Origin of the sequence: Thiomonas bhubaneswarensis (assembly GCF_001418255.1) — a bacterium.
In the GTDB taxonomy this organism is placed as follows: domain Bacteria; phylum Pseudomonadota; class Gammaproteobacteria; order Burkholderiales; family Burkholderiaceae_C; genus Thiomonas; species Thiomonas bhubaneswarensis.
Genome location: NZ_LIPV01000005.1, coordinates 88,283 through 107,992, shown reverse-complemented (window position 1 = coordinate 107,992; position 19,710 = coordinate 88,283). Strand labels below are relative to the sequence as shown.

At 65.4% G+C, this 19,710-nt stretch carries 22 protein-coding genes; 7 read left to right on the top strand and 15 right to left on the bottom strand.

All coding sequences use genetic code 11. The annotated features are described in order from the left end of the window. Positions 1 to 14: 14 nt before the first annotated feature. The 6 genes from ASC45_RS08020 to rpsP form a co-directional block, all read right to left on the bottom strand. Positions 15 to 980, bottom strand: a complete 966-nt coding sequence (locus tag ASC45_RS08020) for a CobD/CbiB family protein (RefSeq protein ID WP_055450518.1) — start codon at positions 978 to 980, stop codon at positions 15 to 17. Positions 981 to 989: 9 nt separating this feature from the next. Next, positions 990 to 1,712 carry an NUDIX hydrolase gene (locus ASC45_RS08015; protein ID WP_055450517.1) on the bottom strand — a complete coding sequence of 241 codons (723 nt, stop codon included), beginning with the start codon at positions 1,710 to 1,712 and terminating at the stop codon, positions 990 to 992. Positions 1,713 to 1,799: 87 nt separating this feature from the next. Beyond that, entirely contained in the window at positions 1,800 to 2,204 is a 405-nt protein-coding gene (rplS, locus tag ASC45_RS08010; protein ID WP_055450516.1) for a 50S ribosomal protein L19, read from the bottom strand. Positions 2,205 to 2,307: 103 nt separating this feature from the next. Then, positions 2,308 to 3,075, bottom strand: coding sequence for a tRNA (guanosine(37)-N1)-methyltransferase TrmD (gene trmD, locus ASC45_RS08005; RefSeq protein WP_174514710.1), 768 nt, complete (start codon positions 3,073 to 3,075; stop codon positions 2,308 to 2,310). A gap of 5 nt (positions 3,076 to 3,080) precedes the next feature. Next, positions 3,081 to 3,620, bottom strand: a complete 540-nt coding sequence (rimM, locus tag ASC45_RS08000) for a ribosome maturation factor RimM (protein ID WP_055450515.1) — start codon at positions 3,618 to 3,620, stop codon at positions 3,081 to 3,083. A gap of 100 nt (positions 3,621 to 3,720) precedes the next feature. Continuing rightward, the gene (rpsP, locus tag ASC45_RS07995; protein WP_055450514.1) at positions 3,721 to 3,981 is read right to left on the bottom strand and encodes a 30S ribosomal protein S16; all 261 of its coding nucleotides are present in this window, start codon (positions 3,979 to 3,981) and stop codon (positions 3,721 to 3,723) included. Positions 3,982 to 4,229: 248 nt separating this feature from the next. Here rpsP and ASC45_RS07990 point away from each other — a divergent pair, with 248 nt between their 5' ends. After that, positions 4,230 to 4,757 (top strand): GNAT family N-acetyltransferase, encoded by a 528-nt coding sequence (locus ASC45_RS07990; protein WP_055450513.1) that lies wholly within the window; start codon positions 4,230 to 4,232, stop codon positions 4,755 to 4,757. A gap of 9 nt (positions 4,758 to 4,766) precedes the next feature. Next, on the top strand, positions 4,767 to 5,195 hold the full coding sequence (locus tag ASC45_RS07985) for a TM2 domain-containing protein (RefSeq protein WP_055450662.1): 429 nt from the start codon (positions 4,767 to 4,769) through the stop codon (positions 5,193 to 5,195). Between the two features lie 6 nt (positions 5,196 to 5,201). Here ASC45_RS07985 and folK read toward each other — a convergent pair whose 3' ends face one another. The 5 genes from folK to ASC45_RS07960 are packed head-to-tail and all read right to left on the bottom strand — an operon-like array spanning position 5,202 to position 9,704. After that, entirely contained in the window at positions 5,202 to 5,708 is a 507-nt protein-coding gene (gene folK / locus ASC45_RS07980; RefSeq protein WP_055450512.1) for a 2-amino-4-hydroxy-6-hydroxymethyldihydropteridine diphosphokinase, read from the bottom strand. Between the two features lie 6 nt (positions 5,709 to 5,714). Beyond that, on the bottom strand, positions 5,715 to 7,157 hold the full coding sequence (gene pcnB, locus ASC45_RS07975) for a polynucleotide adenylyltransferase PcnB (protein WP_055450511.1): 1,443 nt from the start codon (positions 7,155 to 7,157) through the stop codon (positions 5,715 to 5,717). Continuing rightward, the gene (locus tag ASC45_RS07970; protein ID WP_055450510.1) at positions 7,154 to 7,825 is read right to left on the bottom strand and encodes a histidinol-phosphatase; all 672 of its coding nucleotides are present in this window, start codon (positions 7,823 to 7,825) and stop codon (positions 7,154 to 7,156) included. The genes pcnB and ASC45_RS07970 overlap by 4 nt, the downstream gene beginning before the upstream one ends. A 28-nt stretch (positions 7,826 to 7,853) precedes the next feature. Continuing rightward, entirely contained in the window at positions 7,854 to 8,642 is a 789-nt protein-coding gene (gene hda / locus ASC45_RS07965) for a DnaA regulatory inactivator Hda (protein ID WP_055450509.1), read from the bottom strand. A gap of 3 nt (positions 8,643 to 8,645) precedes the next feature. Next, entirely contained in the window at positions 8,646 to 9,704 is a 1,059-nt protein-coding gene (locus ASC45_RS07960; protein WP_055450508.1) for an AI-2E family transporter, read from the bottom strand. A gap of 223 nt (positions 9,705 to 9,927) precedes the next feature. Here ASC45_RS07960 and purM point away from each other — a divergent pair, with 223 nt between their 5' ends. After that, positions 9,928 to 10,971, top strand: a complete 1,044-nt coding sequence (purM, locus tag ASC45_RS07955; protein ID WP_055450661.1) for a phosphoribosylformylglycinamidine cyclo-ligase — start codon at positions 9,928 to 9,930, stop codon at positions 10,969 to 10,971. A 13-nt stretch (positions 10,972 to 10,984) separates the two neighbouring features. Here the strand turns inward: purM and ASC45_RS07950 are convergent, their stop codons facing one another. Next, positions 10,985 to 12,502, bottom strand: coding sequence for an AMP nucleosidase (locus ASC45_RS07950; protein ID WP_055450507.1), 1,518 nt, complete (start codon positions 12,500 to 12,502; stop codon positions 10,985 to 10,987). Positions 12,503 to 12,621: 119 nt separating this feature from the next. On the opposite strand from ASC45_RS07950, the gene ASC45_RS07945 reads away from it, so the two are divergent. Genes ASC45_RS07945 through rfaD form a run of 4 tightly spaced genes read left to right on the top strand, consistent with a single transcriptional unit; the run spans position 12,622 to position 16,058 of the window. Next, a complete protein-coding gene (locus ASC45_RS07945; protein ID WP_055450506.1) occupies positions 12,622 to 12,942 on the top strand; it encodes a LapA family protein in 321 nt (106 codons plus the stop codon). Continuing rightward, complete coding sequence (gene lapB, locus ASC45_RS07940; protein WP_055450505.1) at positions 12,932 to 14,104, top strand: lipopolysaccharide assembly protein LapB; 1,173 nt, start codon at positions 12,932 to 12,934, stop codon at positions 14,102 to 14,104. The genes ASC45_RS07945 and lapB overlap by 11 nt, the downstream gene beginning before the upstream one ends. Beyond that, positions 14,101 to 15,030, top strand: coding sequence for a D-glycero-beta-D-manno-heptose-7-phosphate kinase (gene rfaE1 / locus ASC45_RS07935; protein WP_055450504.1), 930 nt, complete (start codon positions 14,101 to 14,103; stop codon positions 15,028 to 15,030). The genes lapB and rfaE1 overlap by 4 nt, the downstream gene beginning before the upstream one ends. Beyond that, a complete protein-coding gene (gene rfaD / locus ASC45_RS07930) occupies positions 15,027 to 16,058 on the top strand; it encodes an ADP-glyceromanno-heptose 6-epimerase (protein WP_055450503.1) in 1,032 nt (343 codons plus the stop codon). The genes rfaE1 and rfaD overlap by 4 nt, the downstream gene beginning before the upstream one ends. Here rfaD and ASC45_RS07925 read toward each other — a convergent pair. The 3 genes from ASC45_RS07925 to ASC45_RS07915 form a co-directional block, all read right to left on the bottom strand. Continuing rightward, entirely contained in the window at positions 16,033 to 17,181 is a 1,149-nt protein-coding gene (locus ASC45_RS07925) for a sigma factor-like helix-turn-helix DNA-binding protein (RefSeq protein WP_055450502.1), read from the bottom strand. The genes rfaD and ASC45_RS07925 overlap by 26 nt on opposite strands. Before the next feature lie 108 nt (positions 17,182 to 17,289). After that, positions 17,290 to 18,492 carry a YbfB/YjiJ family MFS transporter gene (locus ASC45_RS07920; RefSeq protein ID WP_055450501.1) on the bottom strand — a complete coding sequence of 401 codons (1,203 nt, stop codon included), beginning with the start codon at positions 18,490 to 18,492 and terminating at the stop codon, positions 17,290 to 17,292. A 49-nt stretch (positions 18,493 to 18,541) separates the two neighbouring features. Beyond that, a complete protein-coding gene (locus ASC45_RS07915) occupies positions 18,542 to 19,519 on the bottom strand; it encodes a GMP reductase (protein WP_055450500.1) in 978 nt (325 codons plus the stop codon). Positions 19,520 to 19,710: the final 191 nt, after the last annotated feature.

The window sequence follows — 19,710 nt, the reverse complement described above, 5'->3', positions numbered from 1 at the left end:
GGTGTGGCCCGTGGTCAGCTCACCCAGCTGACCACGCTGAGCATGGCCAGCAGCAACATCCACAGCAGCACCGAACGCCAGACCAGGCCCACCACGCTGCGCAAGTGGGCCGGTTGAGGAATGGCGCCGGGCATCGCCGTGGACGCGCCGGGTGGCTGGCCTTCGCTCTCCTGCGTCCAGCCCGGTTCGGTGGGCGCGGCGGGAGGCGCCCCGGCGGTCGCCCCCAGGCGAATGCCCACGGCGCCCGCCGCCGAAGCCAGCATGACGCCGGTATTGCGGTTCGGCCAGAGCTGCGAATAGCCCCGCCAGATGTCGACGGCGTCCTCGAAATTGCCCACGATGGCATAACCGATGGCTGTCAACCGCGACGGCACCCAGTCGAGAAGGTCAAAGGCCCGCTGCGCGAACACGCGCAGCGCCGCGCTCGCCTCGCTGTCGGCACTGTTCCATTTGCCTGCGACATAGTCGCTCAGGCGATAGAGCACCGCGCCAGCAGGTCCGATGGGGAGGATGAACCAGAAAAACACCCCCAGTACATAACGCTGCACCGACACCAGGGCATGTTCGATGGTCTGTTGGGTGACGTCGCTCGGGCTCATGTCCACGGTGTCGAGCGCTTTCCACTGGCGAAGCAGGCTGCGCGCCGTCTCGGCATCCTGGTGGTTGAGCGCGTCCTGAATGTCGGTGAAGTAGTGGCTGAACTGACGAAAGCCCAGGGTGAAATAGAGCACGACGATATTCCACGCCAGCGCCAGCAAAAGGCTGTAATGCAGCGCGAGCAGGTAGATGGCCAGCGTCACCAGCGCCGGCAGCAGCACGGCGATGAACCAGGCGGCCACGCCATGCTGCGATTGCCCAGCGTCGAAGTTGCGCGAGGCCAGATCGGCCAGGCTCTGGCGCAAGCGGTAGACGGCACTGCCGCGGCCCAGGGGTTTGAGTTGCTCGACAAGCAGGGCAATGAGAACGGAGAGAAAAGCCATGCGTCTATCCTACGCAATCAGCAGTCGGTAGAGATTGCGCAGCATGGCTGCCGTGGCACCCCAGATGATGTAACTGCGATCGCCGACGACGTAGGGCATGACCAGAAACCGGCGGCGCGATGGGATCGGATTGAGCATCGTTTGCTCCACCGAGTTGCTCGGCACAGTCCACTCCCGGTGTTCGTGGTGCCGCGGATCCATGAGAAACGCCAGGGGAACTTCGAACAGCTCACTCACTTCATCGGGATGGGGATGCAGCCCCTCAGTGCTGGAAATCAGCGCGACGACCGGCGTGACGGCATAGCGCGAGGCGGTGCAGTAAAGCGGCAGGGTGCCGAGGATTTCGGCGCCGGCTGGCCGCAGGCCGATCTCCTCGTGAGCCTCGCGCAGGGCCGTCACCGCCGGGTGCAGGTCCTGACGGTCGCAGCGTCCACCTGGAAAGCTGATCTGCCCCGCATGCTCATGCAGATGGAGATTGCGGCGGGTGAGGAGCACCTGCAAGCCCTGAGGGCGCTGCACCAGGGCGATGAGCACGGCAGCGCCGCGGAGCGGCTGGGCATGCAGGCGCAGGGAGTCCTCGAAGAGTTCCGGCGTCCAGGATGGCTGCGACGCGAAGCGCTGGCGAAGGCGATCCGGGGCCAGCAGTTCCTCCCCGACGGCGGGCAGCGCATCGTCGCGCCCGATAAGTCGGGCGCTTTCGGGGGCGATGGTCGCGAATCGGTTTGAAGACACGGTGGGCCGAAAACAAAAAAGCCGACTTGCAGGGCAGGTCGGCTTCGGGGTGCGATCCGGCCTCAACGACCGGCAAGACCTTGCGGATCAGGCCTCGGCAGACGCGCTGGCCTGCGCAGCGGCGGCAGACTTGAGCACCAGCTTTTCCTTGATGCGAGCGGACTTGCCCGAACGATCGCGCAGGTAGTACAGCTTGGCGCGGCGCACGTCGCCACGGCGCTTCACCTCGATCGACGCGATCTGCGGCGAATAGAGCTGGAAGGTGCGCTCCACCCCTTCACCAGCAGAGATCTTGCGCACGATGAAGCTGGAATTCAGCCCACGGTTGCGCTTGGCGATGACCACGCCCTCATAGGCTTGGTTACGTTTGCGGTTGCCTTCAACCACTTTGACGGACACGATGACCGTGTCGCCGGGGTTGAACTGGGGAAAGGACTTGCCTGCGCTGACGCGGGCGATTTCTTCCTGTTCCAAGGTGGCGATCAAATTCATTTCAAGCTCTCCAATGATCTTGCCGACCGAAGTAGGAAGGGTTTTGGTTGTCGCGTGGGTTTCGGCACTTCAGTGCGCGCCACGCAGGCGGGCCAGCAGAGGATCAAACCTGTGGAGTATAACCCAAGGCCGAAAGGACTCGCAGATCTTTCTGGCTGAGCTGGCCCGATTGATGCAACCGCGCGATCAGATCGGGACGCCGTTGCAGCGTGAGGCGCAAGGACTGTTCCCTGCGCCACTGCGCGATGCGTGCGTGATCGCCGCTGAGCAGCGCTTCCGGCACGAGGTGACCGCGATGGTTCTCGGGTCGGGTGTAGTGCGGGCAGTCGAGCAAGCCGTTGGCAAAGCTGTCCTGCTGGGCCGAATCGGCGCTTCCGAGCACACCCGGCAAGAGCCGACAGGCCGCGTCGAGCAGCGCCAGTGCCGGTATCTCGCCGCCCGAGAGCACAAAGTCGCCGAGGCTCACCTCGAGGTCCACGCGGTGGTCGATGAGGCGCTGATCGACGCCTTCGTAACGGGCGCATATCAGGGTCACACCCTCGGATCGCGCCAGGTCTTCGACGAGGCGCTGATCGATGCGGCGTCCTGTGGGCGAGAACAGCCAGACCGGCGCATCAGCGCCGCCCGCGCGTTGCCGGTCGGCGGCGATCGCGTCCAGCGTCTGCTCCAGAGGTGCGGCCAGCATGACCATGCCAGGGCCGCCGCCGTAGGGGCGGTCGTCGATGGTGCGATGCGGGTCCGAGGTGAAATCGCGTGGATTCCAGCATCGCAGGCGGAGCTGGCCCGAGTCGAAAGCGCGCCGCGAGACGCCGTGATGCTTCAGCGGCTCGAAGTATTCGGGAAACAGGCTGACGACATCGACGCGCAGCATGGGGGTCAGTCGTAGCTGGCGTCCCAGGAGGCGACGATCGTCTTGCTCGGCAGATCGACCGAGACGATGTAGGCATCGACGAACGGAATCAGGCGCTCCCGCGGTTTAGCGTCGGTGCCGGGCTGCGGGATCTGCACGCGGAGAATGGCGTGAGCCGCGCTCTCCATCAGACCCGTCACCTCGCCGAGATCGGCGCCTTCGGGGGTGCGGACCCGACAGCCGATCAGATCGGCCCAGTAGAACTCGTCGTCGCCCGGTGGGGGGAAATCGGCGCGTCGTACCGCAATCTGCCGACCGCGAAGGGCCTCGGCGGCGTTACGGTCGTTCATGCCTTCAAACAGGGCCACCAGAGCGCTGCCGTGGCGTCTGGCCAGGCGCACAGGGAACGGTGCTGCGTCTTCGAAGCCCGGGCGGCTCAGCCACCAGGTCTTGGCCTTGAGCAGGGCTGCGGCATCCGGCGCATCGGGGGCGACCTTCACCCAGCCTCGCACACCCCAGGCATCGAGGACATGGCCGACGAGAAACAGGTCGTCTGGAAGGCTCATGGGCTGGGCGGCAACAGAAAAAACCGCGGGCCGACCGAATAGAACTCTATTCAGCCGACCCGCAGGGTACGGTCAGGTCGCGGTCGGTCGCAAACCTGGGTCAGGCCGCAGCCTGACCGGATTTCTGCGCGCCTTTGACCAGACGCTGCACGGTGGGCGAAACCTGCGCGCCCACGCTGGTCCAGTGGTTCAGACGCTCCGTGGCGATGTGCAAAGGCACCTCGGCACCACGAGCCACCGGGTTGTAGTAGCCCAGGCGCTCGATGTAGCGGCCGTCACGACGGCTGCGCGAATCGGTGGCCACGATGTGGTAGAAGGGACGTGCCTTGGCGCCGGCACGGGTCAGACGGATCACAACCATTTTGCTTCCTTGTCAAAAATGAGGGCCGACGACGAATCGCAGGCGGTATGTCGGGTGTCGCACCTGAGGCCGACCATCATGCAGGCTCGCATCAGGGGCTTCGAGCCATGCGTCGCGCGACTGCTGCAAAGACGCCAAGACCAGGATCAAATCCGGGTGAGAGCCTCATGGGCATGCCTGGGCGGCCATTTTGCAGCGCTCGAATAAACTGTTCATTATAACCACGACCCTCATCGATATCGCACTTCATGTCTGAAATCACCATTCGAGCCGCCGCGCCGCTGGATTTGCCCTCCATCACCGCCATTTACCGCCACCATGTGCTGCACGGCACGGGCACTTTCGAAACCCTGGCGCCCGACGAGGCCGAGATGGGGCGCAGGTGGGAGGAAGTGCAGGCGCGCAAGTTGCCCTGGCTGGTCGCGGTGGGCGGTCAGGGCGTCGTTGGGTTTGCCTATGCCAACTGGTTCCGGGCCCGGGAGGCCTATCGCTTCACCGTCGAGGATTCCATCTACATCTCCCCGCAGACCCAAGGCCAGGGGGTGGGCGGTCGACTGCTCGATGCCTTGATCGAGGCATGCACCCGCGGCGGAGCGCGGCAGATGCTCGCAGTCATCGGCGATTCGGCGAATGCGGGCTCTATGGGCGTGCATCGGTCGCGAGGCTTTGCCGAGACGGGGCGCATGCCCGCGGTCGGCTGGAAATTCGATCGCTGGCTGGACGTGGTGCTGATGCAACGCGCGCTGGGCTCTGGCGCCACAACCGATCCCGTCTGAAAACCGATGATGACCGCACAAACCGCTTTCAAAAGCAAATTCCTCGCGGCCTTGCTGGCGCTGGTGACCGGTGTCGTCGGTGGGCATCGCTTTTATCTGCACGGATGGAAAGACCGGTGGGCCTGGCTGCACGGCCCGCTGTTCATCGTCGGCTTGCTGGGGGTGTGGCGTTTCGTGCCCCAGCACAGGGACGACGCGCTCACCTGGGTGCTGCTCGGGGTGTTCGTCGCAGTGGTCATCGCCGTGGTCGTGCAGACCCTGGTGATTGGGTTGACATCCGATGAACGCTGGGACGCGCGCTGGAATCAGGGCAGCGCCCGCCGCAGTGCCAACGGCTGGGGGCCGGTGCTGATCGTGATCTTCGCGCTGTTCATGAGCGTGGGTTCGCTCACGGGCGGACTCGCGTATGTGCTGCAGCGTTTTTTCGGTGGCGCTTGAGTCGATTCAAAGCAGTTCGAGCCGCTGGATGCGCTGACCCTCGGCCACGCAGCGCTGGGCCAGTTCGGCCACGGATGAGCCAGCGATGCGGCCTTCGGGCCAGATCTCGGCAAGCGGAGCCAGCACGAACGCGCGCTCGGTCATGCGCGGGTGCGGCAGGGTCAGCCGTTCGCCGTGGCGTTGCAGGCTGCCGTAGAGCAGCAGGTCGAGATCGAGGATGCGCGGGGCGTTGATTTCGCCAGCGGGCCGTAGGCGACCCATGCGCGCTTCGATGTCGAGCAGGGCGTCGAGCAGGGCGTCGGGCGACTGCGCGGTGCGCACCTGCACGACGGCGTTCCAGTAATCTGGGCCTGTGGCCTGCTGTGGTGCGGTGAGGTAAAGGCTGGAGCGCGCGCTCACCCGGGTCAGGGGCAAGGCATCAATGGCCTGCACCGCCGCACGCAAGGAGGCCGGACCATCGCCCAGATTGGCGCCGAGGGCGATGAAGGCTTCGACATCATCGGCGCAGGACATCGGTGCTTACTCTGAGTCGGAAGCCTGCGCCGGAGCGTCGTCGGTGTTGCTGCCGTCGGCGGGCTTTTTGCGGCGGCGTCGCCGTTTGGGTTTGCTCGCGGCACTGGGTTGCGGGGCGGTGGCGAGCATCTCGGCGCGGCCTTCGGCATCGGCGAACTGGAAGGCTTCCCACCATGACGCCAGTTCCGGCTCGGCCTGGCCGCTGCGGGCGCGCAGACTGAGGAAATCGTAGGCGGCGCGAAAGCGCGGATGCGCGATCAGGCTGTTGGCGTAACGGGGCGTGCGGCGTTCGAAGCGCGATTGCAGCGACCAGATTTCGCGCATGTCGGTGGCGATGCGGCGCTGGATGGCCAGTCGCTCGGCCTGCGCGGCCAGCACCTCGTCGGCAGCCTGGTCGAGCGCCATCAGCGGGGCGGTGCCTTCGGTACGCAGCGCGTTCCACCGCTGTTCCACATCGTGCCAGAGCAGGCAGGCGAAGAGAAAGCTCGGGCTGGCGGTCTTGCCCTGGCCGATGCGGGCATCGGTGTCTTGCAGGGCGTTCATGATGAAACGCTCGCCCTCGGGCTTCTCCAGCACCGGATCGAGCAGAGGCAGCAGTCCGTGGTGCAGGCCCAGGCGCCGCAGTTGCTGCAGCGAGGCGACCGCGTGGCCGGTCTGCAGCAGCTTGATGGTTTCGTCGAACAGCCGGGCGGCGGGGACGTTGGCCAGCAGATCGGCGCTGGAGGCGATGGGCGCCAGCGTGGCGGGGTCGATGTCGAAGCCGAGCTTGGCGGCGAAGCGTGCAATGCGCAGCATCCGCACCGGGTCTTCGCGGTAGCGGGCGGCGGGGTCGCCGATCATGCGCAGACGGCGCTCCTTGAGGTCTTTCATGCCCTGGTGATAGTCGACGACGACATCGCGGATCGGGTCGTAATAGAGGGCGTTGACGGTGAAGTCGCGGCGCTCGGCATCGTCGTCGAGGGTGCCCCAGACGTTGTCGCGCAGCACGCGGCCGCTGCTGTCGACGGCCAGGGTCTTGTCGGCCAGGGCGCGGCGCGAGGTGCGCTCGTTGCCGTCGACCGACTCGGCGGCCTGCGCATCGTGCAGGGCGCGGTAGGTGGAGACTTCGATGATGTCGCGGCCGTACACGACATGCACGATGCGAAAGCGTCGGCCGATGATGAACGCGCGCTTGAACAGCGGCTTGACCTGCTCGGGCGTGGCATTGGTGGCGACGTCGAAGTCCTTGGGCTTGAGGCCCAGCAGCAGATCGCGCACCGCGCCGCCGACGATGTAGGCTTCGAACCCGGCCTGCTGCAGCGTCTGCACGGTGTTGCGGGCGTTGGGCGAGATGCGGTTGGCGTCGATCTGGTGTTGTGCTCTGGGCAGATCGCGGCGCGAGCCGCGCCGTTGCGGGCCGTCTTCGTTCTTATTCGGTGTGAACAGGCGGCTGATGAATTTACGGATCATGTCGACAAATCGAGAGTGGGCCAGCCTTTTTCCTGGGCGATGGCGGCCAGCAAGGGGTCGGGATGCACGACCACGGGATGGGTCGCGTGTTCGAGCAGGGGGCGATCGTTGATGGAGTCGCTGTAGAACCAGATCTGGTCGAAATCCTTCCAGCTCAAGCCTTGCTCACCCAGCCACTGCTCCGTGCGAACGATCTTGCCCTCGCGAAACGACGGCGTGCCGACCCAGTTGCCGGTGTAGCGGCCCTGGCCATCGCGCTCCAGTTCGACGCCGATGAGGTGTTCGACACCGAAGACATCGGCGATCGGACGGGTGACGAAGGTATTGGTGGCGGTGACGATGCAGCAAAGATCACCCGCCTCCTTGTGGCGCTCGACGAGTTGCCGGGCCGCAGGCTGGATCTGCGGCATCACGACATCGCGCATGAAGGCGGCGTGGGCCGCATGCAGGGTGTCGAGATCGCGTCCGGCGATCGGCTGCAGGGCAAAGCGCAGATAGGCGGCAAGGTCGAGTGTGCCGGCCTTGTATTGGCGGTAGAAGGCCTCGTTCTGCTCGCGGTGCTGCTGCGCATCGACCCAGCCCAGCTCGGCCACGTATTGCCCGAAGGCATGATCGGAGTCGAAGGGAATCAGGGTGTTGTCAAGATCAAACAGGGCGAGCTTGCGCATGGAAAAAGAGAGTCGGAGTCAGAAAGGCTCAACCGGAGACCGGTTCGGGCGCTGCGGTGTGCAGCAGCTGCGGCTGTTCGGCAAGGAGCGATTTGAGCAGAGGCACCGTGGCCGGGCGCTGAGCAGCCAGAGCATAGCGGTCGAACGCGGCCATCAGCCGGGCCAGTTGCGAAAGGTCGCGGCTGAGGTGGGTCTGCATGTAGTGCAGCAGCTCGGGACTGAGGCTGTAGCCCCGGTCGTGGGCCAGCCGCTGCAGCACCCGGGCGCGTACCTCGTCGTCCGGCGGGCTCAGGCGCAAGGCCAGTCCCCAGCTCAGACGGGTGCGCAGATCGGCGCGCAGCGGCAACGCCGCAGGGGCGGCATGACCGCTGGATAGAAAGGCCTGATCGGCCGTGCGGGCGGCGTTGTAGAGCCCGAACACCCAGTCCTGCTGCCAGTCGGCAAGGGCGTGCGCGTCGTCCACGGCCAGAATCCCGCCGGGCGGCCGGGCGAGCAGGTCGTTGACGTCGGGCCAGGCGGAGGTCGGCGTTTGAGGCGTCAGCAGCAGGGCCCAGGCACCTTGCTTGCGCACCGCGTTGCAGGCGGCCCAGAGCAGATGGCTTTTGCCACTGCCGCTGTCGCCCCAGAGGTAGAGCGCGGCATGGCGGCGCTGCAGCAGCAGATCCTGCACGGCTTGCAGCACCAGCGCGTTGTCGGTCTGGCCGCCGGTGTCGAAATTGTCGAGGCTGCGCTCATCCTCCCAGTCGAGGGGGAGAATCTGCTGTTGAGCGATCGACCGGATGGCTGAGGTGGACGATGAGCGCTGTGTCGAGGTCATGGGTCAGACGAACAGCGCGCTTGCTCGGTACCAGGCCAGCAGGCGGCGCACCACCACCAGCAGCACCGCGCCCGCAGGCAGCGCCAGAAGAATGCCCCAGAAGCCGAACAGGGTGCCGAACGCGAGCAAAATGAAAATGACCAGCAGGGGATGCAGGCCTATGCTCTCGCCGACGAACTTCGGCGTGATGTACATGCTTTCGATGAGCTGCCCGATGCCATAGACGATGGCCACGGCGATCACCCCGTACCAGCTCAGGAATTGCAGTGCACCCGCCAGCAAGGCCAGCAGCAGTCCCAGGCCGAAACCCACATAGGGCACAAACACCGCCAGGCCCGTGAAGATGCCCACGGGCAGGGCGAGGTTGAATCCGGCGATCACCAGGCCCAGAGAGTAATAGAACGCCAGGATCAGCATCACCAGCAGCTGCCCGCGCAGGTACTGCCCGAGGATGACGTCACAGTCGTGGAAAAAGCTCAGCACGGCGTCGCGGTGTTTGGGGGGGATCAGGCTGCGCGCCCGCGCCAGCGTGGGCTCCCAGTCGAGCAGCAGGTAGAAGGCGACCACCGGAATGAGCGTCAGGTTGCCCAGCAGCACAAGCAGCCCCATGCCGCCGGTGCTGGCCGAGCGCAGCAACAGCGCCGCCCAGTCTTCGCCATGGGTGGTGAGATACTTCGCCAAGGTCTGCTGCATGCTGCTGATATCGAACTGCACGTGAATGTCGAAGCGCGCCAGCAGCGGGGTGCCCCAGTTGATGATGGCCTGAAGCAGCAAGGGAAACTTCTCGCGGATCAACGGCACCAGCTGGGTGACCACGGGCACGAGCAGCAGAAACAGGCCGACGAACAGGCCAATGGCCACGATGAGCGCCATGGCGGCACCCAGCGCCCGCGGAACGCGCCTTTGCTTCAGACGCTCCACGAGAGGGTGCAGCACATACGCCAGCGTCATCCCCACGAGAAAGGGCATCAGAATGCTGCCGAGCAACCAAATCAGCCACAGCGCGACCAAGCCGATGCCGAGCCAGATGAGGGCATTCTTGACGGACGGAGCCAGGAGCATGGGGGCGGTCGGAAGGTCGGAAGGTCGGAAGGTCGGAAGGTCGGAGAACAGGCTTGTGCCGTGGCGCCAGTCTGTTGGGATGCGGAAAGCGCAGGTGGCACTCGATAAAATCGCGGCCTTGTCATTTTATGCGGTGGGTGCTGCGGCACCGTGCCGTGCCGCCCTTTGTTGGCGCCGGGGTGCGAAGTCCCCGCGCTTTCCCTTCCTCACTCTGCCGCCCATCATGCAAAAAACTCCCCTGACCTATCGCGACGCCGGCGTGGACATCGATGCAGGTGATGCGCTGGTCGATGCGATCAAGCCCCTGGCCCGGCGCACCCTGCGCGACGGCGTGCTGGCGGGCATCGGCGGTTTCGGGGCGCTGTTCGAGGTGCCCAAACGCTACCGCGAGCCGGTGCTGGTGTCGGGGACCGATGGCGTGGGCACCAAGCTCAAGCTCGCGTTCGAGTGGGACCGGCACGACACGGTCGGCATCGATCTGGTGGCCATGAGCGTCAACGACGTGCTGGTGCAGGGCGCCGAGCCGCTGTTCTTTCTCGACTATTTCGCCTGCGGCAAGCTGGCGGTGCAGACCGCGACCCAGGTCATCGGGGGCGTGGCCAAGGGGTGCGAGCAGGCGGGCTGCGCGCTCATCGGTGGCGAAACTGCGGAGATGCCGGGTATGTACCCGGCGGGCGAATATGACCTGGCGGGTTTTGCCGTCGGCGCCGTCGAGAAAGCCGGCATCATCGACGGCCGCAGCATCGCCGCAGGCGACCGGGTCATCGGCCTGGCGTCGAGCGGGGCGCATTCCAACGGCTATTCGCTGGTGCGCAAGATCATCGCCCGCAGCGGCCCGGGTGAACTGCCGACGACCCTCGATGGTCAGGACTTCCGCAGCGCGGTGATGGCGCCGACGCGCATCTACTGCAAACCCGTGCTCAAGGCCTTGGCGCAACACACGATCAAGGGCATGGCCCACATCACCGGCGGGGGCCTGAGCGAGAACATTCCGCGCGTGCTGCCCGAGAACGTGCAGTGCGTGCTCGATCCCTCCACCTGGGGGCAGACCGAGCTGTTCGCCTGGCTGCAGCGCGAGGGCGGAGTGAGCGACGAGGAAATGCGCCGCACGTTCAATTGCGGCGTGGGTTTCGTGCTGATCGTCGGCGCAGACGAGGCCGAAGCCGTGCTCGCCACCCTGCGCGCCGAGGGCGAGACGGGCTGGGTCATCGGCCAGATCGAATCGCGCCCCAGTGCTGAGGCACATCAGGTGCGCTACACCGCCTGAAGCCGCGCCCGACTCACTGAAACGCCACTTCGTCGAAGCTGCGCAGCTTGCGGCTGTGCAGCCTTCCCATGGTCTGCTGGCGCAAGCGGGCGATGGCGCGCAGGCCGATGCGCAGGTGCTGCTCGACCTGCTGGCGATAGAACTGATCGGCCATGCCCGGCAGCTTGAGCTCGCCGTGCAGCGGCTTGTCGCTCACGCACAGCAGCGTGCCGTAGGGCACGCGGAAGCGAAAGCCATTGGCGGCCACGGTGGCGCTTTCCATGTCGAGTGCGATGGCGCGGCTCTGGCTGAAGCGCCGGTCCGGCCCGGGGTAGGGCAGCAATTCCCAGTTGCGGTTGTCGGTGCTGGCCACCGTGCCGGTGCGCAGCACGCGCTTGAGCTCGTAGCCATGCAACTGGGTGATGTCGGCCACGGCGCCTTCGAGGGCCTGTTGCACCTCGGCCAGAGGCGGAATCGGCACCCACAGCGGCAGTTCCTCGTCGAGCACATGGTCTTCGCGCACATAGCCGTGCGCCAGTACGTAGTCGCCAAGCCTTTGTGAATTTCGCAGTCCGGCACAGTGGCCGAGCATGATCCAGGCATGCGGGCGCAGCACGGCGATGTGATCGGTGATGTTCTTGGCATTGGCCGGGCCGACGCCGATGTTGACCAGGGTGATGCCGCCGTGGTTGGGCATGGTGAGGTGATAGGCCGGCATCTGCGGCAGCCGGGTGGAGGCGTGTCCCTCGGTGCGGGCAGGGCTGTGCGCGGTTGCCCTGTGGGTGACGAAGTTGCCGGGTTCGACGAAGGCGGTGTAGGCCGCGTCGTCGTCGGTTCCCGTGGTTGCGGCCTGGTTCATCAGCGCATGGGCCATGCGAACGAACTCGTCGACGTAGAACTGGTAGTTGGTGAACAGCACGAAGTTCTGGAAATGTTCGGGCGCGGTGCCGGTGTAGTGCTGCAGGCGATGCAGCGAGTAGTCGATGCGCGGCGCGGTGAACAGGGCCAGCGGCATGGGCTGGCCGTCCGGGGTTTCGTGCGTGCCGTTGGCAATGCCGTCGTCCATCGCGGCCAGATCGGGCAGGTCGAAGATGTCGCGCAACTGCTGGCGCTGTTCCAGGCTGAGATGTCCTTCGACGTGGGCCTTGCCCGCGAAGCTGAAATGCAGCGGAATCGGCTGTTCGCCCACGCCGATTTCCAGCGCAACGCCGTGGTTGTCGAGCAGCAGTTGAAACTGCGCCCGGAGGTAGTCGGCAAACAGTTCAGGCCGGGTGAGCGAGGTCTCGTAAACGCCGGGGGCGGCAACGAAGCCGTAGGCAAGCCGGGAATCGGGGCGCACCACGCTGTCTATCCTCACCCGCACCACGGGATAGCAGGCGCGCACCCGCCCCGGGGGCAGGGTGCCCGCGATGAACTCGGACAGCTTGCCGCGCAGATGAGCGATGCCGGCGGCGTAAATGGCCTGGACCTGATCCAGCGCGGCTTGCGGATCGCTGAAAACGGCGTCGGCGACGGGGGCAGGGCAATGCAGGGCTTGGGGACGGTGGGACATGATCCTGATTTTGGTGGAACGATGCGCCCTATTGTCCACCCGGCGTTTTGCATGACCGCGATGCCCGGCGGGGGGAATGCAATATGCTTGCCGGATTACCCGTTTCGAATTCGGTTTTCATGCGCATCCTGAGCTGGTTCCTGCGGCTGATCGTCTTTCTGCTCCTATTTGGCCTGGCGCTGAACAATCTGGAGCCGGTCACGCTGCATCTGCTGTTCGGCACCGAGTGGCGCACGCCCATGATCGTGCTCCTGCTGGTGGTGTTCGCCCTGGGCGCGGTGCTTGGAGTGCTGGCGCTGCTGCCGTCGTGGATGCGGCATCGCAAGCGCGGCAAGGTGGCACGCGGAGGCGAAACTGCGCAGACGGCCGCAGTCGCCACGCCGGCAGCGCAGACCGACTTCCCGCAGCATCCGATCGACAGGCCCATCGATGGAGTTTGACCTCTGGTGGCTGCTCGTTCTGCCCTTGATGTTCGCGCTGGGGTGGCTGGCTTCGCGGGTGGATCTGAGGCAGGTGGGCAAGGAGCGCGCCTTGCGGCGTGATGCCCCCCAGGCCTACTACCGCGGCCTCAACCACCTGCTCAACGAACAACAGGACAAGGCGATCGACGCCTTCATCGAAGCCATGACGGCCGACCCCGACACCGTCGATCTGCATTTCGCGCTGGGCAATCTGTTTCGCCGCCGCGGCGAATACGAGCGGGCGGTGCGGGTGCATCAGAACCTGCTTTCGCGCGCCGATCTGCCGCGCGAGGCGCGCGAGCGCGCCCAGCTCGCGCTGGCACAGGACTTTTTCAAGGCCGGTCTGCTCGACCGCGCCGAGACCGCCTATGAAGACCTGCGACGCAGCGCCTATGCCTCGCAGGCGCTGACGTCGCTGCTGCAGATCAGCGAGCGCACGCAGGACTGGCACAAGGCGATCGCCCGTGCCGCCGAACTCGAGCTGCGCGCCACCGGCACCTATCAGCGCCAGATCGCGCAGTACTGGTGCGAGCTGGCGGCGCAGCATCAGGCGGCCGGGCGTGAAGCCGAAGCCCAGCAGGCGCTGGATGCGGCCCTGCAGGCGTCGCCCCAGGGGGTTCGCCCCAGGATGTTGCGGGCGCAGTGGGCGCAGCAACGGGGCGATCTGGCGCTGGCCCTGCAGAGCCTGGAGTCCATCGACTTGGTCCAGCCCGAATTCCTTGCACTGGCCGCGGTGCAGATCGCGCAGCTTCGTCAGCAACTCGGACAGGTGCAGGAGGGGCTGGCTTGGCTGCGTCAGCGGCTGGAGCAGACTCCGGCCATCGACCTGCTCGACGCCGTGCTGCTGCTCGACCCCGATCCGGCCTCGCGGGCGCGCTGTGCGCAGGGCTATCTGCAATCGCATCGCAGCCTGCTGGCGCTCAAGCGCGTGCTCGAACATCCCGCGCCCGGTGCCGTGGTGCCCGAGGTGGCCACGGCTATGCAGGGCGCGGTGGACAATGCGCTGCGCAGCCGTCAGCGCTACCGCTGCGCGGCTTGCGGCTTCGAGGCGCGGCAATACTTCTGGCACTGTCCAGGCTGTCAGGGCTGGGAGACTTACCCGCCCCGCCGCCTGGAAGAACTCTCCCTTCTTGGATCATGAACGCTGAACAACTCGCTCAATCCCGCGTCCTCATCGTGGGCGACGTCATGCTCGACCGGTACTGGTTCGGCGCCGTCGATCGCATTTCTCCGGAAGCGCCTGTGCCTGTGGTGCGCGTGCAGCGCGATGAAGACCGCGTGGGCGGCGCCGCCAACGTGGCGCTCAATGCCGCGGTGCTGGGGGCGCAGGCCACGCTGCTGTCGGTGGTGGGGGCCGATGAACCCGGTCGCAAGCTCGTCACCCTGCTGGTCGATACGCCCATCCGCAACGCCATGCGGCAGGACCCTACGCTCAAGACCACGGTCAAGCTGCGGGTGGTGTCCCGCCAGCAGCAACTCATCCGCCTCGACTTCGAGCAGAAGCCCGACCATGAAGTGCTCGCGGCGATGATGGAACGCTACGAACAGGAGTTGGCCTTCCACGACGTGGTGCTGCTATCCGACTACGGCAAGGGCGGCCTGGAACACCTCGATCAGATGATGAATCTGGCCCGCACCCAGGGCAAGACCATTCTGGTCGACCCCAAGGGACGCGACTACAGCCGCTACGCCGGCGCCACCCTGCTCACGCCCAACCGCGCCGAACTCGCGCAAGTGGTGGGCGACTGGAGCAGCGAAGCCGATCTCACCGCGCGCGCGCAAGGCCTGCGCAAAAAGCTCGGCCTCAAGGCGCTTTTGCTCACGCGCTCGGAAGAGGGCATGAGCCTCTACACCGAGGAGGGTGAATTGCATATTCCCACCGAGGCGAAAGAGGTGTATGACGTCTCCGGAGCCGGAGACACGGTCATCGCCACCACCGCCGTGATGCTCGGCGCCGGCATGTCGATGGAAGACGCGGTGCGCACCGCCAACCGCGCCGCGGGCATCGTGGTGGGCAAGCTGGGCACGGCCAGCGTCACACCCAAGGAACTCTGGGGGCAGGCATGAGAGTCATCGTCACCGGCGCGGCCGGATTCATTGGCAGCAATATCGTCAAGGGCCTGAACGCCCGCGGCATCACCGAAGTGATCGCGGTGGACAACCTGACCCGGGGCGACAAGTTCCGCAATCTGGTGGACCTGCAGATCTGCGACTACATCGACAAGACGGTTTTCTTCCAGCACTTTGCCAGCGGGCATTACGGCAAGGTCGAGGCCGTGTTTCACGAGGGCGCCTGCTCCGACACCATGGAGCACGACGGCCGCTACATGCTCGACAACAACTACCGCGCCAGCAGAACCCTGCTCGACGCGGCTCAGCAGCAGGGCGTGCGCCTGCTCTATGCGTCGAGCGCAGCCACCTACGGCGCCAGCAGCACCTTCCGCGAAGACCCCGCGTTCGAGCGCCCGCTCAATGTTTACGGCTATAGCAAGCTGTTGTTCGATCAGGTGGTGCGCCGGGTGCTGCCGCACGCCACGGCGCAGATCGCGGGCTTTCGCTATTTCAACGTCTATGGCCCGCGCGAACAGCACAAGGAGCGCATGGCTTCGGTGGCCTTTCACCACTTCAACCAGTACCGCGAACAAGGCCAGGTCAAACTGTTCGGCGAGTACGGCGGTTATGGCCCTGGCCTTCAGGAGCGCGACTTCGTTTGGATCGACGACGTCGTGGCCGTCAACCTCTGGTTTTTCGACCATCCCGGCAAGACCGGCATTTTCAATCTGGGTTCAGGGCGCGCCCAGCCGTTCAACGATGTGGCAAGCACTGTGGTCAACACCATGCGACAGTTGCGCGGTCAACCGGCGTTGCCGCTGGCCGATCTGGTGGCAGCCGGAGAAATCGCCTACATCCCCTTCCCCGATGCCCTGGTGGGCAGGTACCAGTGTCACACCCAGGCCGACCTGAGCCATCTGCGCGCTGTCGGCTGCACCCACCATTTCGCCACGGTGGAAGAGGGCACTGCAGCGTATGTCCGCGCGCTGGCTGCGGCGCAGGCGCCGCAGCAGTCGGTCAACGCCGGGTTTGCAATAGCGTGAGAACCACCTCGCGTGCATGACCGGTGGGCAGCGGCACACCGGCGTCGGTCAGCCGGGCCTGGACGAAGCTGCACGATTGGTCGATCCAGCCGTTCACCGCGGCCTCTTCCACTTCCAGCACCGAGGCGATGTCGGCGTTGCTCAGGTCGTCAAATGCCCGCAGCAAAAGCGCCCGCCGCCAAACGATCGGCAGTGCCTTGACCACATTCAGCGCATAAGCCTGTTCGCTGCGCCGAGGGCCATCGGGCTGCTCATCCTCTGATTGCGCAATGGCCAGTTCTTCAGCCTGTGTGTCTTCTCCTTCCTTTTCAGGAGCCGATTCTTCGGCTTGCGTATCGGCTGCTGGCAGCACATCGGCCAAGCTCAGGCTGTCGTCTGGCTGGTAATACTCATAGACCTCCTCTTGCACCATCGCTTCGGCCTGATCCTCAGCGTCCGGTGCAACTTCGGCATCGATCGATTCGGCCTCAGCATAAGGCCTGACCGCAGCCACCTCGTGGTCAATGGCCTTGAACAGGTGCTTGAGCAATTGCTGGTACACCTTGGATGCGTCGTACTCTGCTTTCCAGGCGGCACGGGTCTGGGCTGCAGCTTCATCGACCACGTCAGTCACGGTTGGATAGCCCGCAGGTAGATCGCCGTTTGCGCGCAGGTAAGCGAGTTCGCGAGTTGCTACCGGCGTGAGTTGCTGCAGCAAGGTCTCAATGCCCTGCCGGGACTGCTCGGCTACCGGCGCAGGCAGCGCGGCCAAGCGCTGTTCGATCTCGTCCAGGCGCTGCTTGCGCAGGGTGCGGCGATCGCGGCCCTGACCGTGCAATTGCGCGAAATGTCGCTTTGCCTCGCGAAACAGGCGATCCACTGCGCGTTCAGTGACCGCAGGCACCTGCTCGCCGCGTGCCGTGGCGGTGATGATTTTTTTCCCGGGCAGATGCATGTAAAGCTCGGCTTCGAATGTGTGTTGTCGCTTCGACAGCCTGCGCAGGGTGGCGTGCAGCACGCCGTTGCCGACGCCGTGCGCCTGCAGCATCGGGCGCAATTGCCTGGAGGCATAGTCGTCCACGGTGGCCTGCCATGTGCTCGTGTCGCTTGTGGACAATCCTTCGAAATGCGGTTTGATGATCATCGAGAGGCTCCTTGGTTTCTTATACGGCCATGCTTTCAGCCTGTTGAACAATTGGGTTGCGAATGACGATTTTCAACCGTGCAATCGACGCACATCAGGCAAAGCGTTTCAGCGCCGCCTGTCACGAATGGTGTCGAGTTGCATGACCCCGAGCAGCGCTATTCCCGCCAGCATCACCGCCGCAGTGACGTAAAGCGCGCCGTGATAACTGCCGGTGCGCGCGGCGATGAACCCCGCCATCGCCGGTGCCGCCATCTGCGATACGCCGTAGCTCAGCGTCAGTCGTGCCATGGCCTTGGCCGGATTGTCGGGAAAGTGTCGGCCGATGAGGGTCAGCGTCAGGCTGACGATGCCCACGAAGGTGCTGCCATACAGCACGGCGCCGAGCAGATTCAGCGCCGCGTTCGTCGTCAGCGCAGGCAGCAGGATGGACACCGTCTGCAGCGCAAAGGCCAGCAGCAGCGCGGCGATCTCGCCCCGGGCGCGGGCGATGCGGTCCCAGGCGAAGCTCGAAGGCACCGCCGCCGCCCCCACGATCACCCAGACCCAGCCGCCGTGGTCGGCCAGCAGCGGCAGCTTGACCAGAATGGCCACGATGAAGGTGGCGCTGATCACATAGCCGAACCCGGCGCAGAAATACATCGCCACCATCAGCCACAGCCAGCGCCTGTCAGGCGTTGCCGCTTGGGCATGTGCTCCCGCCGCGCGCAGCGGCGCTGCCGGTGCGGGCCGCGGCAGCCACAGCCAGGCCGGAACGAAGAACACCAGCCCCAGCAGCCCCAGGCCGAACCATTGCTGCGCCCAGTTCAGCCAGCCGGACATGGCCGCCACGGCCAGCCCCGACACCACGATGCCCAGCCCCAGGCCGGTGAAATGCAGCCCCAGCTCGGGGCGGAAACCGTTGCGCATCAGCCAGTTCAGCGCCAGCCCCGAAGCCAGCAGCAGACCCGCCGTGCTCGACAGGCCCGAGACGAAGCGCAGCACGGCCCAGAGCGTGGTGTTGTCGGTAAGGCCCAGCGCGGCGGTCGTCACCACGGCCAGCACCAGCCCGACGCGGTACATCACGAACTTCTGCTGCGGGTTGCCCACCGAGGCGGCGATCATCGCTCCGGTGATGTAGCCCGCGTAGTTGAAAGTGGCCAGCCAGCCCGCGGCCAAGTCGGTGAGACCAGCCTCGCGGTGCATCACCGGCAGCATCGGGGTGTAGGCGAAACGCGCCAGTCCCACGGTGAGGACCAGGGCGCAGATCCCGGCAAACAGCACGCGCAGGCGCTGCGCGTCACTGACGGCGGGAGCGGGGGAGGCTGGCATGAGGCAACGGCAAATGCAGGCATCGTAGGGCGCAGGCCCTGCGCCTGCCTTACATCAGCACATGCTCGCCCGCGTTGTTCTGCCCGAGGATGATGTAGTTGACCTTGCGGATGTCGGCCAGCCGCGTGCCGCCGGCGTAGGAAATGGAGCTTTGCAGGTCTTCTTCCATTTCGCGCAGGGTATCGGCCAGACGGCCCTTGAGCGGCTCCAGAATGCGCTTGCCCTCGACGTTGCGGTAGGCGCCCTTGTTGAACTCGGAGGCGCTGCCGAAATACTCCTTGTACATGCGCCCGTCGACCTCCACTTTCTGCCCCGGAGATTCCTCGTGTCCGGCGAGCATGGAGCCGATCATCACCATGCTGGCGCCGAAGCGCACGCTCTTGGCGATGTCGCCGTGTTCGCGGATGCCGCCGTCGGCGATGATGGGCTTGGTCGCCACACGGGCGCACCACTTCAGCGCCGAGAGTTGCCACCCGCCCGTACCGAAGCCGGTTTTCATGCGGGTGATGCAGACCTTGCCCGGGCCTATGCCCACCTTGGTGGCGTCGGCGCCCCAGGCTTCGAGGTCGATCACCGCTTCGGGCGTGCCGATGTTGCCGGCGACGACGAAGGTCTGCGGCAGCTTGTGCTTGATGTGCGCGATCATGCGCTGCACGCTGTCGGCATGGCCGTGGGCGATGTCGATGGTGACGTAATCGGCCCCCGTGCCCTCGGCGGCGAGCTGGTCGATGATCGCCCTGTCATCCTCCTTGACGCCCAGGGAAATGGAAACGAACAGATCGGCATCGCGCATCTGGCGGGCAAAGGCCGCGACGTCGACATCGAAACGGTGCATTACATAGAAGTAGCCGTTGGCCGCCAGCCAGCGGCAGACGTTGGCGTCCACCACGGTCTTCATATTGGCCGGCACCACCGGCAGGCGAAACCGCCGCCCGCCGAACTCGGTGGACGGATCGCATTGACTGCGACTCTCCACCCGGCACTTGCGCGGCAACAGCAGAATGTTGTCGTAGTCGAAGATGTCCATCACGGTCTCCAGAAAGAGTGCACGTTTGCTGCGCACACAAAAAACCGGGCGGCAAGACTTTTGCGGCCCGGTGATTCATTCTAGGAGTCTGTTGGGCTTGGGGCGCGGATGGCGAAAAATGGGCCTGTGGATGCCATGTGGAGGCGGATTTGCAGGCCCATAGCCCGAGCTATGGGGCAAAAAGCCGCTGC